Annotated in this window: 9 protein-coding genes; 7 read left to right on the top strand and 2 right to left on the bottom strand. The window is 57.7% G+C overall.

Translation table 11 applies throughout. The features are described 5' to 3' along the window. Window position 1 precedes the first annotated feature (1 nt). The 7 genes from ACFPN1_RS12140 (at window position 2) to ACFPN1_RS12110 (ending at window position 11,361) form a co-directional block, all read left to right on the top strand. Window positions 2-646 (top strand): DUF4194 domain-containing protein, encoded by a 645-nt coding sequence (locus ACFPN1_RS12140; protein WP_386755291.1) that lies wholly within the window; start codon window positions 2-4, stop codon window positions 644-646. Beyond that, window positions 633-4,043: an SbcC/MukB-like Walker B domain-containing protein gene (locus tag ACFPN1_RS12135; protein WP_386755290.1), complete on the top strand. Its 3,411-nt coding sequence runs from the start codon at window positions 633-635 to the stop codon at window positions 4,041-4,043. The genes ACFPN1_RS12140 and ACFPN1_RS12135 overlap by 14 nt, the downstream gene beginning before the upstream one ends. 123 nt (window positions 4,044-4,166) lie before the next feature. Further along, window positions 4,167-5,267, top strand: a complete 1,101-nt coding sequence (locus ACFPN1_RS12130) for a Wadjet anti-phage system protein JetD domain-containing protein (RefSeq protein WP_386755288.1) — start codon at window positions 4,167-4,169, stop codon at window positions 5,265-5,267. Window positions 5,268-5,657: 390 nt separating this feature from the next. Further along, entirely contained in the window at window positions 5,658-7,931 is a 2,274-nt protein-coding gene (locus ACFPN1_RS12125) for an AAA family ATPase (RefSeq protein ID WP_386755287.1), read from the top strand. Continuing rightward, a complete protein-coding gene (locus tag ACFPN1_RS12120) occupies window positions 7,928-9,772 on the top strand; it encodes a UvrD-helicase domain-containing protein (protein ID WP_386755286.1) in 1,845 nt (614 codons plus the stop codon). Before ACFPN1_RS12125 ends, ACFPN1_RS12120 begins: the two co-directional genes overlap by 4 nt. A 237-nt stretch (window positions 9,773-10,009) precedes the next feature. Further along, window positions 10,010-10,657 (top strand): hypothetical protein, encoded by a 648-nt coding sequence (locus ACFPN1_RS12115; RefSeq protein ID WP_386755284.1) that lies wholly within the window; start codon window positions 10,010-10,012, stop codon window positions 10,655-10,657. A gap of 2 nt (window positions 10,658-10,659) precedes the next feature. Further along, complete coding sequence (locus ACFPN1_RS12110; RefSeq protein WP_386755283.1) at window positions 10,660-11,361, top strand: PIN domain-containing protein; 702 nt, start codon at window positions 10,660-10,662, stop codon at window positions 11,359-11,361. A 61-nt stretch (window positions 11,362-11,422) separates the two neighbouring features. On the opposite strand, the gene ACFPN1_RS12105 is transcribed toward ACFPN1_RS12110, so the two are convergent. Further along, window positions 11,423-13,636, bottom strand: a complete 2,214-nt coding sequence (locus tag ACFPN1_RS12105) for a family 16 glycosylhydrolase (RefSeq protein ID WP_386755282.1) — start codon at window positions 13,634-13,636, stop codon at window positions 11,423-11,425. Then, window positions 13,633-14,475 carry a glycosyltransferase family 32 protein gene (locus ACFPN1_RS12100; protein ID WP_386755280.1) on the bottom strand — a complete coding sequence of 281 codons (843 nt, stop codon included), beginning with the start codon at window positions 14,473-14,475 and terminating at the stop codon, window positions 13,633-13,635. Before ACFPN1_RS12100 ends, ACFPN1_RS12105 begins: the two co-directional genes overlap by 4 nt. Between the last annotated feature and the right edge of the window lie 124 nt (window positions 14,476-14,599).

Below are 14,599 nucleotides of genomic sequence, written 5' to 3'. Positions count from 1 at the left end.
CATGGCAGGCAATTGGGACAGGGCGCTGGCACGCGACGGAAAGTATGTCCAAGAGGACTTTGAGCGCGCGGCTTACCGATTGATCTCGCATCAGGTGTTGTCTGCGATGGACGCATCCACGCGCAAGGACTATTTCCTGGTGCATATGAATATGTCCGACTTCGCCCAGGTGATGGCGCCTTTGGGTGTGGAGATAATCCACGATCCCCATTACCAGTACGTAGTGGCCAAGCCCAAGCACGTACTCAATCCTCATCGCGCAAACAAGCAGGTAACCCTGCTTGTGCTTGTGCTGGCAAGCATCCACCACAAGGTTCGTTTCGAGGGACAGGAAGGTGAGTTTGGCGAAGCCTACGTCGAGCTGCCGGACCTGCAGGAGCACTATCAGGGACTGACGGGCCGGCCAATGCTCAAGCCCGGCGAGTTGCGTGCACTTATGGCCGAACTCGAACGCTGGGGGATCGCCTCTGAGCAGAAGAACCCGTTGGAGGATGGGCAACCGTTCCGAATAGTGATCCATCCGGCCATTAGCGCGATCGTAAGCAAGGAGTGGTTGAATCAGCTCGACGCATTCCGAAGGGAAGCCCAAGGCAACGATGAAGATGACTCGGACGTGATGGTGGAGGTTGACGATGTATCTGCTTGAAGAATTCCACCTGGTCCAATTTTTTCTTTTCACGGCCCAGACCATCCACTTCCACGCGTCCTCCGGCATCGTTGCGCCTAATGGGTCCGGCAAATCGGCACTGCTGGATGGCATGCAGATCGTTCTTCATGGCGGCGACCAGCACCAGATCGATCTTAACGCTCAGTCGGGCGGTGCATCGGGCGATCGCGGCCGATCCATTCGCGAGTATTGCCTCGGGTACTACCGGGGTGACGAGCACGTCAGGAAGAACGCGAACACCTACCTCACGATGGTGTTTCGCGACAGCACCGGAAAGATGCCGCCCGTATCTGTTGGCATTGCGATGGGCGCTTCGGAAAAGGAGCCAAAGCACCGGATTTACGGGCGTTACATCGCCGATGTCGCACTGACAATCGAGGATCACCTTGAGAACGCCGCCAATGGCGACGTGTTGCCACTCAGCTGGCCTTCCTTCCTTGCCGCGCTGGAGGACAAGGTCAAGGCGGCAAAGGGACGTCTGAGCCTGCCCAAGACAGCGGCTGACCATGTGGAGTCGATGCTGTTTCGGCTTCGTCCGACCGGTGCCAGTTCCACATCCCCAAAGGCCTTCGTTCGCGCAATCAAGAACGCCCTGAACTTGAAAACCGTCAAGGATGCCAGCGCCTTTGTCCGGGACTACATCATCGATGCCCGTCCGATCGATCTGAAGGATTTTCGCGATCAGCTAGAGACCTTTCGCACCCTACAGGGGCGGGTGGAAGAGGTAATCGAGCGCATTGGCAAATGCGACGGGATGCTTGAGGTCGGCAAGAAGGCTAAACATGCCCGGATGCAGCACGCCACATACAAGGCGATGGTCGCCGAGCTCGAGCGGGATCTCCATATGGAGCGTTACGACGAGGTCGTCGAGCAGCTGGAAAAGGCTCAGGAGAACCTCGCCCAGGCTAAGAGGGATGCCGAGAAGGCCAAGCTCGCAAGCGAGCGGTTAAACCAGGCGTACGTGGAGGTCGAGAAGCAGTCGGCCAACGATCCAGCATTGCAAGCGGCCCGCAATCATCTGCAAGAACGCGAAAACTTACTGGTGCCTATTAAGCGCAACTTGGCTACCACGTTGCGCCGCATCGTTGCTTCCTATGCCAATGCGGCCAATAAGGATCCAGGAATCGGCGGATGGAGCTTCCTGTGCCAGCCGTGGCAAGAACTACTCTCGGCGATCAGCGGTGCGAACGGTGCTGAGGATCTGACCGTCGACCGCGAGGGAATGATCAAGGCCCTGCGACAGTCAGCGACCCAGACCCAGCCGCTCCTGGAGAAGGCCAAGCAGGATGAAGCGGAGGCGCGACGTCGCTTGCAGGAACTCCAGCTGCAGTTCCGATCCATGACTGAGCAGCTGAAGCGGGCAGATGAAGGAAAAGCAATCATGGAGGGTCCGCTTGGCAGGGTGTACCAACTGCTCGCCGATGAAGGAATCGACAGCACTCCGGTGTGCGACTTGGTTTCGGTCAAAGATCCAGACTGGGCGCCAGCGATCGAGTCGTTTCTCGGCAAGTCCACGACGGCGCTGCTCATCGAGCCGGGCCGATTGAATGATGCGCTGGCGATCTATTCCCGGATTCCAGCGGGCCACAATCCCCACGAAGTTCTAATAGTCAAGCCACCCAAGAGCCCGGTCGATCTTTCCACTCTGCCGCAGCGTGCAATAGCCCACCTCATTGAAGGATCCAACGAGATAGCGGTGTCTTATCTTCGGGGGAAATTGGGCCGGCGCGTGCAGCTAGATCGTGTTACCCAAGACAGTCCAGAAGGGTTCACCCGTGAAGGCGTTAGCTCAAATGCCGCGGACTTCGGCCGGCGTCGACCGGCGGCGCTCTCGGAGCTCGTGCTTGGCCGCCAGGACCAGCGCGCACGGAAGGAGCGCCTGACCCGGGAACGACAACTGCTCACCGAGCAGTTGGAGGAAGCTGATCGCAGCGCCCAGAAGCTGAAGGGCGTCCTCGCTGTGATTGAGGACCTTCAGTCCCTTGGCTCACGGGTGGAGGACGTTGAGGGATGGCTCCTGGATCACGAAGACAAGCAGCGATCGCTGGCCAGTCAGGCGGCGCTGTCATCGCTCGCTAACAGCCCCGACTTGATCGCCACTCAGCAGCTCATCTTCGATGCGAAAAAAGAGTGGATCAAGGCGGACGAACTCAAGGTAAAGCTCAGCAAGCTTGAGGGACAGTACGCCCACGCTGTGGAAACGGCGCAACAGGAGTTCGACAGGCTCAGCGCTGCTACCGACGCCATTGCGCGCAAGGCTGCCGACTCCATGCGCTTGCTGCATGTGGATGCGGCTTGGATGCAGGCCAAGCGCGAGGAATACGAAAAGCAAGAACGGTCCCTTCAGTGGATGATTAGCAAGTGTCGCGAGAACCAAGAGGCCGCCACGGGCCGGGTTGAATCCCACAGCTCGGAACTTCGCGCCCAAGTTAACCAGTACGCCGGCCAATACCCGTTCGAGATCACGGCCGACATTTCCGACCTGGATGCTTTGGTCGAAATGGTCACAGAAGAGCAGCACAGACTGAAAGACTCCGAACTGGCTCGGTATCAACAGCTGGCCAAGGACGCCTACGAAGGGTCGGTGCGGACGTTCCGATCCCGTATTGCCGCTAGTCTGAGAGATAGCTTCAACACTATGGACGCCACGCTTTACGAGCTCAACAGGGCGATGGATCGCCTGCCTCCGTTCTCTAACAATGAGAAATACCACTTCCGCCGGGAGATCAATCCATCTAGTCGGGCCCTATACGACTTCATCATCAAGGCGGCCGATGTCGGTGCGGATGACGACATGTTCAAAGACCCGGTGAACACTCCGGAAGAATTCCGGCTGATGCTTGAGGGCAAGGATGTGGCGTCGGCCTATCTGCTCGAGGACTACAGGCACTTTTTCAATTTCGAGGTAGAAGTTCGCAACGCTGGCGTCCGGGTCACGGACTTTGCCAAACGAATGGACAAGGGCTCGGGGGGCGAACATCGCGCACCACTATTTATCGTTGCCGGCGCAGCGATGGCCAACGCCCTCGGAAAACTGAAGGGTGACACCACTGGCATGTCGCTCATCATCTTTGATGAGCTCGGCGACAAGATCGATTCGACTAACACCCGTGCGGTTTTTGAGTACCTGAAGTCCTTGGGTTTGCAGCCTATCGTGGCTGCGCCAGACGACGCCCTTGGCAAGATCAACGAGTCTGTCGAGGGCTACGTCGAGATGTACCGCGATGACGATCTGCTGACCGTCAAACATGTGCGCATCGGCGAAGATGGCCAGATCTTGCTGGACTCCGACAACTGGCGAAAACACCCCCATTTGCTTGAGGACGAAATTCGCCTTGTCGAACAGGAACGGTCGGGAGCGGAAGAGGTCGCCTGATCAATGGTTGCCCGCGAGTTTCTCTCGAGCTTGTTCCGAGCCGCGCAGAATGCGGTCAGCCGCGGTAATGCACCCAGCGTTCGTTTGCCGCTTACGCCGGCGAAGTGCCCTGCGTACTTCGAGATGCGTGACATCGAGGAAGCGAAGGCATTTCGAGCGGAGCTTGACCTTGCGGAACGGAAGGGAGCGATCACAGTTGAGACCTCCCCACGTGACGAGCGGCCGCGGGATGTTCGAGCGGTCATCGTCGCCAATCTCAGCGCGCTCGCTGAGTATCTGAATGTCCCCCTGCGTAGTGCATTGGCCAGCCACGCGTTGGCCCAGCTGAATCCCCACTTGGATTCCTACCCGGTCTTGAGGCTGATTGTCGAGCGCTGGCGGGAGGGCAAAAAGGTCCGGGGCGAGGAAGCCAGCCTTGGAAGCGTCGACGACCTGCTCGACGCGATCCGCGTCATGAACGTTCGCCAGGGCGCTACCGATGAACTCTTGCTTCGGAGGGCCTCCATTGCCCTCTTTAACGACAGCAAGCGGATCGAGGCGCTACCAAAGTGGCTCGACGTCCTGATGAGCAATGATCTGTCGCCATCAGGGTTGGACTCGCACGAAATCTTTTCCTCGCTGGGTTTGCTCAAATCGCCTATGCCCTTTCTCATTGCAGGCGACGTACTGGCCGTGGGAGAAGTTGGGAAGGCGCCACTGCTGAGGCCCTACATGGGCCTTCCGTCGGGATCTGTCTTGTCCTTCGAGTTCCCGTTGGAGCCCTCGTGCGTCCTGACCATTGAGAACCTGCAGACCTTCCACGAGTTCTCTGCGGCTGGGACTGAGCAGAGAGGTCTGATCCTCATCTATACGGGGGGCATGCCGTCGCCTGCATGGCGCAGGATGTTCGGACTATTGCTCAGGGCCCTGCCCAAATCCGGCGTATCTCTCTTCCATTTTGGGGATGTCGACGTCGGAGGATTTCGGATCAGCAAAGTGATTGCCCAGTCTGCTCGCGAATTTGGCCTTGTGTTGAACCCTTGGTTGATGGATCCCGATGCGCTACGAATGATGGGATTCACACTGCGAACCGCAACTACAAACCAGGCCGCCGAGATGACGAGATGTTGCCGAGACGTGGGATGGGACGCGCTTGCTGACAGTATCGCTAGAGCACCCGGGCTTCTGGAGCAGGAAGCCATTTCCCCATCCTTTCCAACGCGGATGGATTGTCACAGCCAATAGATCTCAGTAAGAAAAAACATGAATGAAAGCCCTTTGCGCTAGTCCCAAAATCGAACGTGGCGTTAGCTCATGTGGCTTCAACTGACGTCCCGATCCAACGACTAGATACAGCGCACGGTTTACGCTCACGTTCGCCTCATAAGAGACCTCACCACCGGTAGGAGACAGCTCGCCACTGGTTCCTGTCGGACCAGATCTAACCAACGCCTCAACTCGAGAAAGGCCCCTAGCCTCTCGCTTATCTACCGTTCCCTTGAAGGGCTTTGATGAAGCGACGTGTATTTTGCGCTCGGGGGCTCAGAAATCGCTAAGGGGGGGCAGGCTCAATCCGTAGTCGCGGCAATTGATTGCGCTAAGAGCCAAAACTAGGATGCGCTCTCAGGGGAAAACATGCATATCGCATTAGTTGAAATCGGAAACTTCCGTAAGCTCGTAGCTGCCAGAATTGCTTTTGCGCCAGAGAAGACTGTATTCGTAGGCGCAAACAATAGCGGCAAGACGTCCGCGATGACCGCACTTCATCGCTTTCTCGTCGATGCGCGCAGCTTCAACGTCAATGACTTCTCCCTTGCACACTGGCAAGGACTAAACGCTGACGGGGCAGCGTGGGAAGCAGCTATCGCGGCCAACGAGACTGTTCCAGCACCAAATCTCCTCGACTTACTGCCGCAGCTTGACGTGTGGCTAGAGGTGGGAAAGGGGGAAATGCACTACGTGCAAAAGCTCCTTCCCACTCTAGATTGGAAGTCTGGCCCCCTCGGGGTGCGGCTGCGGTACGAGCCAGATGAGCCGATCAAATTTCAGCAGGAGTACATAGCTGCGAGGACAAAGGCGGCGGAAACTATGGCTGCTGCGGCCAAGGCAGCAGAGGGACAAGGCGATCTACCTCAGCTAGAACTCTGGCCGCAAAACCTGATCGACTTCCTTGATCGGCGGTTGCGTTCGTTTTTCAAGGTGAAAGCGTACCTCTTGGACCCTGCAAAGCTAACAGATCCTAAGGATGGTTTAGCTGTGATGCAGGTGCTTCCGGAGGAATTAGAACCTGTAGAGGGGAATCCCCTCGACGGCTTGATCCGAATCGACGAGATCAGTGCACAGCGAGGCTTCGGCTCGTCTACGCAGTCGCGCGCACAGCGCGACGAAGCACGTGCAGATGGCAGCCGCAGCCGCCGCCTCTCAACGCAACTCCGCTCCTATTACGACAACCACCTCGACTGGCAGGACACTCCGGAGCCTTCCGATCTAAAGGCTATGGAAGCACTCGAAAAGGCTCGCAAGGCTTTCGACGAAAAGCTGTCTGAAGCATTCGACAAAGCACTGACTGAGCTTCGGAAGCTCGGCTATCCAGGCATCTCAGATCCAAAGCTCAAGATCGCGACCAAGCTCAAATTGCAGGATGGTCTGAGCCACGATTCCGCGGTTCAGTATGAAATCGCCGGCGTAACAGGGGGGTATGCACATCGATTGCCCGAAGACTCCAACGGACTTGGTTACCAGAACCTGGTCTCGATGGTCTTTAGTCTTATGAGCTATCGCGATGCGTGGATGCGCGTCGGAAAAGCGTCAGCAGCAGGCGACGACACTAAACCTCCGCCCCCGTTGCATCTAATGCTGGTCGAAGAGCCCGAGGCCTATCTGCACGCGCAGGTACAACAGGTTTTCATCAAGCACGCCTACGACGTCTTACGAGCCGACCCAATGCTCGGGAAGTCGACGAACTTCCGCACACAACTTGTCGTGAGTACCCACTCCAGCCACGTGGCCCATGCTTGCGATTTTTCAGCGCTACGCTATTTCCGTCGCCTTCCTGCCACAGGAGAATGCGAAACGCCCACCGCGTGTGTGGTCAATCTCTCATCGGTATTCGGGCACCCAGATCAGACGGCCAAGTTTGTTGCGCGCTACCTCAAGGCCACGCATTGCGATCTGTTCTTCGCTGACGCAGCTGTCTTCATTGAAGGCAGCGCTGAGCGAATCCTGGTTCCGCACTTCGTCGAGCAGATGGATGCATTTGAGTACTTGCGGAGTTGCTACATCACGTGGCTTGAGGTCGGCGGTAGCCACGCGCATCGATTCAAAGGCTTGGTCGAGGCCCTTGGTCTGACGACACTGATCGTCACTGATCTAGATGCCAAAGACCCAACAACAAACAAGGCTGAGAAGCCAGCACTGGGAAAAGGACTTGAGGCTCGCAATGAGACTTTGCGGGCTTGGGCCCCAAGACAGACCGCAGTCGACGTGCTCATGAAGCTAGAGGAGAAGGACAAAGCTCTAGTTCACCCTGACGGATACGCCGTTCGTGCGGCTTACCAGACCGGAACAAAGCTAACGATCGGCGCGGTCGACGCGGACGTTCACGCAAATACCTTCGAGGACGCACTGTTTTATAGGAACTTGGGGTTTTTTAGGGGACGTGAGGCTAACGGTCTTGCTGGCAAGTTTCAAAAGATTGCCGATGAATCCAAGGATCACGACGAGCTTGCAGCAAGGGTGGAGAAGGCTATAGCTGATGGCGATAAGGCTGAATTCGCGTTGGAACTATTGTTCAGCGACGACATCGAAAAGCTCGGTGTCCCTGCCTACATTGAACACGGACTACTTTGGCTGAAGGAACAGCTTGAGCGCAAAGAGGCGGACCTTGCCCCGAAGGCAGGCGCAGCATGACGGTGACGGCCGCAGTCGCGAGCGATGACATCGATCTACATGTGGACGAGGAAATAAAGAAGTGCCTCGACCCCCAATCGCCACAGAGCTTCTTCTTGTTTGCTGGAGCCGGCTCGGGCAAGACTCGCTCGCTTGTAGCCGCGCTCGACCACCTGCGCCAGGCAATGGGGAAAAGCTTGAGAATGCGCGGCCAAAAGGTAGCGGTCATTACCTACACGAAGGCGGCGCGCGACGAGATTGTCCGTCGGACTCAGTTCGATCCCGTAATAGCAGTTTCGACGATCCACAGCTTCGCTTGGACTCTGATCGAAGGTTTCAATCACGACATCCGAGAATGGCTTCGTGTCGAGCTCAACGCTGCGATTGCGGATCTAAAGGCCAAAGAGGCAAAGGGGCGCGCAGGCACAAAAGCATCCGCGGAGCGTCAAGCGGATATCGCTTCCAAGCAGCGACGTCTCGCCCGCCTCGATAGCACTAAGAAATTCGTCTATAGCCCTGACAGCGACAATCGTGGAAGAGATTCGCTAAATCACGCAGAGGTCCTCAAGCTCGCTGGCGACCTCGTGAAGACAAAGCCAGCGCTGAGGCAGATCCTGCGCGATGGCTATCCGTACATCCTTGTTGATGAGAGCCAAGACACTAATCGGCATATCGTTGAAGCCTTGTTTGCTTTCCAGGCTTCATACAAGGGCGAGGTGGTCGTCGGTCTCTTTGGAGACATGATGCAACGCATCTATGGCGACGGTCATCCAAGCCTAGGCGAAAGCCTGCCGATGGACTGGGCTACGCCAACAAAAAAAATGAATTTCCGATGCCCGCGGCGCGTAATCGAACTCATCAACAAGATCCGCGACGTCACCGACAAGCAGGTTCAGATTCCTCGTAGTGCGGCTCATGAAGGCCACATCAGAATGTTTGTGTTTCCCTCTGAGGGAGTCGATAAGGCTGCAGCGGAGCAGGCGATCTGTGCACATATGGCAGATCTCACCGCGGATCACGACTGGCTAAATGAGGAAGCAGTCAAGATTCTCATCCTAGAGCATCGAATGGCTGCGCTGAGGATGGGTTTTGATGATCTTCTCGCTGCGCTCTATCCGATCACGCAGTTTCGGACCGCACTTCTCGACGGTTCACTGCCGTTGGTTAGTTTCTTTTCGAGTCTGATCCTTCCACTCTGGGAGGCGAAAGGCGAACCGTTTGCCATTGCACGCATCGTACGTGCAGCGTCGCCACTCGCCTCGGCGAGCGCCTTGAAGCAAGCAGAAGACCAATTAGAGCAGCTCGGCAAGGCACAGGATGCGGTTGATGCGCTCATCCGACTACTTGATGGGAATCCAGATGTCACGTTCCGTGAGGTAGTTGAAAATGTAGCTGAAACCGGACTCTTCACAGTCCCGGATCTTCTCAAGGTCGCGCTGGCTGGAGCCGGCATTGAGGAGACTGATGAGGATGAACAAGAAGAGAAGTCAGAACGCGACAAGGCGATTGCGGCGTTCCTGACTGCACCCTTCCAACAGGTTCGGGCTTATACAAAGTACGTGGCCGGAAAGGCTCGCTTCGATACGCATCAGGGTGTAAAGGGCCTCGAATTCCCACGAGTGATGGTCATCATGGATGATCAAGAAGCGCGCGGATTCATGTTCAAGTACGAAAAGCTCTTTGGCGGGGGCGTAGACGACAGTCAGACGGCTTCAACGCGTCGCCTGCTTTACGTTACTTGCAGCCGCGCCCAGAGATCCCTTGCTTTGGTTGCGTATGCTGAGAACCCTGAGCGCGTACGAAGCCAGCTAGTAGCAAATGGCTGGTTCAAGCCGGAGGAGATATCACTTGGTCTGGCTTAGCTTGCAGGATTCCTATCGTAGAGACCGCATGATTCGATAGAGCGGTTAGGCGTGTTGATCATAAAAAGTTGAGCGGGCGATCAGTTCAGCCCTTTTGTGCAAATGGAGCACCTGCCGGGCGTCCATTCCGTGGGTCCAGCTACGATGCGATCGGCTGGGTGCCGCGAGGGTGGGGAGCCTCATGATCGAACTCGTCGACATGGCATGATTGGGTGTGACATCTAACAAGTGAATCTAATGTCTGACCTCGCCTCAATCGAAGTTTTTCAGGACCTCACCATTTGGCCGGGGCAGCAGAGGCTCGAGAATATTCGGGCTGCGCTCATCGGACAGACAAAGACGCCATGGCGGCACGCGCCCGAGCGAGAGGCTGGCGTGGGGTCGAATGAGTTCGCGGCCTTCGAATGCTCCGCGCGGGAGAGCTTTCCTTCGGTTGGGCTGATCTTGTGGCGCAGCGAGGGCTGCTTCCGTGTATCAAACATTGTTCCGCGTGAACATGGGCAGTTGACTTATGCGCAGTACAACGCAGCGTTGGAGAGCTTCTTCAAGCTGGTGGTCGAACCCGTAGCGAAGACTTTAGATCTAAAGGTTGAGACCACGAAACCCCGAGTGTCTCCGACTGACTGGATGTCTCAAAAGACAGCACAGAGTCTGTCGATATTTTCGTCATGTGCCAACAAATCAACTGGCGCAAGCCATCCATACGACGAAGAGCGTTGGCTTGCCTTCATCTTGGACGCTTACCAGGACGAACATGATGCTGGTGCCTACCTGGCTCGGTGGCTGATTGAAGCAGAGCATTGGCCCGAAGATGTCGCCCACGACTTGGTTGGGCAGTACGAGTTCGCTATGCATCTGTTGGCCCGATACGACCGGACCCGCTAAGAATGGGATTGTCGCGTGGCGAGATCGCCCGCCTGACTTCGCAAGGGCGACCCATTCTGTGCATCGACACTTGCTCGGTCCTCGACATCATGCGAGATCCAACTCGCGACACTATGCTGCCTCGCGAGTCGCAGGCCGCACTGCATTTGTATGAGTGCATGACTACGCACAGCAGCCTCGTCACGCTGATTAGCGACCAGGTGCGATTCGAATTGGCAGCAAATATCGATGCAGTCGAAAAGGAAACGAAAGCTGCGTTAGAGAAGCTAAGCGCCCGTATTGCGCGCGTGGATGCAATCGCGGCTGAGTTTGGCGCGACGGGGGCTGCCTTGACTGGCCATCTGGCTGACCATTCTTCGCGAGCAAGGTCAGTCACAAACAGATGGGTCGCTGCCTGCGAGACAGCCCCCCAGTCGGCAGATGTTGCCAACCGTGCGCTGTCGCGTGTCAACCAAGCTCTTGCCCCTGCGAGAAAAGGCAAAGAGTCAATGAAGGATTGCGTTGTTTTGGAGACTTATCTGGAAGCTGTGTCACGTCTGCGGGCGGCGGGCCTGACAAGCCGCATCGTCCTACTTTCCTCCAACGTAAAGGACTACACCGATGAGGGTGGGCGACTCCGACCGGAGCTAGTTTCAGAGTTCACTGCCTTAGGCATGGAGTATGCCCAGAACTTCGGGGCGGCTCGACACTTCCTGGGCGTCTAAGCCGAGCTCCAATTGCCACGGCGGGCGAACGGTCGCGCCGTTGCTCGCGGAACTATGCACTTCAGGCCGTTACCACAGAATGGTCATAGTCGGACTGAGGCGCGCTCGAGCTTGGCTCGCAGGGCCCGTGTGCATTGATCGCGTCAACGGCGATTCTCCGGATGCGCGCCGCTGCTGGGAGTGCATGGACCACTAGCCGGCCTGCCAGCTCGCGGGAACGGGTTGGCCACGTATTCACGTGCAATGTCATCGGCAAGTGGGGAATCGGCGTCGGGTCCCAGAGAACGCGTCGATGGACGAGCCGGCCGTCGACTAGCCAGCGGATTTCATCGGGCTCCCATTCGATCGCATACGTATGGAACGCCTTTGAGGCGTCGAAGCCGAGATCGATACTAGCGGGTGTGCCGCGATAACCGTAGTCAAACCTCGCGCCGTCAGAACCCGGGTTGTAAAACACGTTCGCCAGAATCCGGTCTGGGCGGTCGCCGGTGATCTCGACGTCAATTTCCTGACGAGGTGAGTCTCGGTGGAGGAAGAAGCCGGTGACCAAGCCGGGGACGTCCGTGGCTTGCAGGGTTGCCTCGAAGCGACCGTACAGGAAGCGCTCCCGACTGGAGATCGCCGCCGCGCTCATGTTCCGGACGCCGAGCGACGCCTGCGCAACCTGCAGCTCAACACCGAGCGGGCCCGCGCTGACGTTCGCAGGCCGAAATAGCGCCAGGTTTCCGGGGAACGTGTCCTCGCGAAGCATCCAGCGCGAAGGTTGGATCGCGAGCAGATCGTCCTCGAAACGCGTCCACCTAACCGAGGGCGCTGGTGGCTCAACAGGGTTCACTTCGATTCCTTCCCAGCCGCGACGCGCCGGTACCACCCACGGTGAAACATCGTGTCGGAGGCTCTTCCCAGTCGCCAAGGCAGGCCTGCCACTTGAAGGGCTTCTTAGCGTGCGGTTTCCGCGGCCGGGCACGGACGGATAGCCAGCGCTCGGGGGCGCAAGGCGGAGGTGCTCACAGAGGGCTCGCCAGTCCCCGGCGCGGTCTTCGTCCAAGTGCAGCACGCCTTGTCCGACCCCAGTTAGAAGTGCTGCGATCTCGGCGGAGAGAGGACCGGAACCGCACACGATGAACCTTGCACTCGGGTAACGTTGCCTGAGCTTTGTAATGTGCTGAGCAAGCGAGGCGACGTTGACGTAGGCGTCGAATATGCGCCCGTGCCGCCCGTCGAGCAGCCGGTCCAGCTCCGAGTGCGGCAGGGCGTCCAGATCACAGCAGCAGCGATAGCCGAGCATCGACAATGCCATTGCGAGCGACGACAGGCGGGAGTCCGACGCTCCGAACGCGAATACGGGGGTTTCAGTGGGGCGCTGACGAAACTTGCCGGGTGTCCCGTCATTGAGCACGCCAATCTGACTCAGCGCAGGCAAGATTGAGTAGGAGTTTGTCGACTGCAGGTCCAGCCGCTGGGCGATGACGGAACGGCGCACGGCGCGCACGTCCATCTCGTGAAATTTCTGGTTTATCCATAGATCAACCGGCCCGCGGCACGGTAAAAGCGCGAGGAGCCGCTCCGCCCCCCGTTGGGACAGCACGTATCCGGACAGGTACCAGAGCCCACGCTCGGGACGAAAGACGCTCTGCGAGACGGAGGTTTTTGGGGCGCCATGCCTGACTTCCTTGTACGACAGGTACAGCACGTCAAAGAAGGGCTCGGCTTGATCGGCCGCACTCATTTCGCGCCAAGCCGTGTCGACGAGCCGCCCAAACCCCCGTTCGAACCAGACGTCGTCTTCAAGAACTAATGCATACGGAGCGGCGGAGGTAGCGATTTTTCTCCAAACGTCGATATGCGACTGGGCGACAGCCACCTCTGCGTCGCTCATCCGGATTGGACGGCCCAAGTCAAAATTTGCCGGAAGCGCATGAGGCTGCGGTTCGACGAACAATTGATCAGCGAGCGTGTAGTAGGGGGCGATGTCCGGGCTTTCCAGTGTTCCCAGGGGGAAGGCCCGGGCGTCACAGGCTGGATGCCGAATAAGCCGCAAGGACAGCGGTTGGCTCGCGGCATCGACGATCCGATCCAACTCACGACGCACCGCCGACAAGCGCTCAGGTTGCCGGTCCAGATTGATCACGTGAATGTCAGCGATGTGGTCGCGCCCGCCTACGACCGCGTGGCCAAACGCCATCGATTGCTGTACCGGTAGAAGTGACCGTGCGCGTAAAAAAAGCGAATGCAGCAGTCGCCGCGCGACCCCTAACGGTTCGAATAAATTCATTGCACATCCTGAACTGCAGCATGGAAACGCTTCCCGTTTGACAGGCGCCAGTTCCTCGCGTCGTGGCGATAACTCAGCGGCCATCGCGAGATGGCGATCGAGTTCCAGTCGCGCAATACCAGCATTTGATCCTCGATCGCGGACGCCATTCCCAACTCGAATATTGTCCTTGAGAGGTTGCCAGGCCCCGCGGTTGATTGGATTTCCGGGAACTCCCCATCCGCAGCGCTGTTAAGAAGCTGGGTCGCCCGCTCAAGTGCGCGCCTAATGATCGGATGCGCGGGACTCGCAATCAGCGGATTGTTATTGAAGTAGAAGATCCAGCCTTTGCCATTCGCGCCCGGCTGCAGAAATTCTGTTGGGCTTACCATCGAGTCGGACCCGATGTCGTAACAGAGAGGCTGGACCTTAAGTCGGTCCCCAACAAACAGGTCGGCGATATGGGTCGCGATGCATACATCATCCGCGTCCACATACAGCCCACCTTCGACCAACAGGTAGCACAGCCGGAAATAATCGGCCTGCATCGCGGGGTGGTAGCAGCGAGCGAACGCTCGCGCGTGGTCTAGGTCTAATGAGCGGCTGATAAATTCTCCGGCAGCGGCCGTGTCGAATACGTGGTGGGAAAAGCCGCAGGTTTCCCACCTAGACCAAGAGAAAATGCACTCCCGAACATCTTCAGGGAGCTGCGCCGGGTCGTGCCAGAACTGCACGATAGTGGTAGGAATGCTTGGCGCTTCGCTGTCAGTGTTCTGCGGTGCCCTTGGCTTTTGGACAAGGTTCCTGATGAACTCTGAGCGCTGTTGATGGTGCTCTGGACTATCGGGTTCGGAACGCATTGCGGTCGCGGTGAGAGCAGGGCGGTTCCACTGTGGCGGACACTGCCGGCTGTGTCCAACGCGCTGGCGCTCCCCGAACGAGGGGCTTTTGTGCGGAGCCCCATCCCCAGTGCCTGACGATACG

Source organism: Lysobacter yangpyeongensis (assembly GCF_042655745.1).
Lineage (GTDB): Bacteria > Pseudomonadota > Gammaproteobacteria > Xanthomonadales > Xanthomonadaceae > Agrilutibacter > Agrilutibacter yangpyeongensis.
Note: the sequence above shows the minus strand (reverse complement) of the source record. Positions and strands in the feature narration are given on the sequence as shown.

Coding starts and splice junctions, on each gene's coding strand:
- ACFPN1_RS12140 (WP_386755291.1), top strand. CDS start 2: ATGGCAGGCAATTGGGACAGGGCGCTGGCACGCGACGGAAAGTATGTC.
- ACFPN1_RS12135 (WP_386755290.1), top strand. CDS start 633: ATGTATCTGCTTGAAGAATTCCACCTGGTCCAATTTTTTCTTTTCACG.
- ACFPN1_RS12130 (WP_386755288.1), top strand. CDS start 4,167: ATGCGTGACATCGAGGAAGCGAAGGCATTTCGAGCGGAGCTTGACCTT.
- ACFPN1_RS12125 (WP_386755287.1), top strand. CDS start 5,658: ATGCATATCGCATTAGTTGAAATCGGAAACTTCCGTAAGCTCGTAGCT.
- ACFPN1_RS12120 (WP_386755286.1), top strand. CDS start 7,928: ATGACGGTGACGGCCGCAGTCGCGAGCGATGACATCGATCTACATGTG.
- ACFPN1_RS12115 (WP_386755284.1), top strand. CDS start 10,010: ATGTCTGACCTCGCCTCAATCGAAGTTTTTCAGGACCTCACCATTTGG.
- ACFPN1_RS12110 (WP_386755283.1), top strand. CDS start 10,660: ATGGGATTGTCGCGTGGCGAGATCGCCCGCCTGACTTCGCAAGGGCGA.
- ACFPN1_RS12105 (WP_386755282.1), bottom strand. CDS start 13,636: ATGAATTTATTCGAACCGTTAGGGGTCGCGCGGCGACTGCTGCATTCG.
- ACFPN1_RS12100 (WP_386755280.1), bottom strand. CDS start 14,475: ATGCGTTCCGAACCCGATAGTCCAGAGCACCATCAACAGCGCTCAGAG.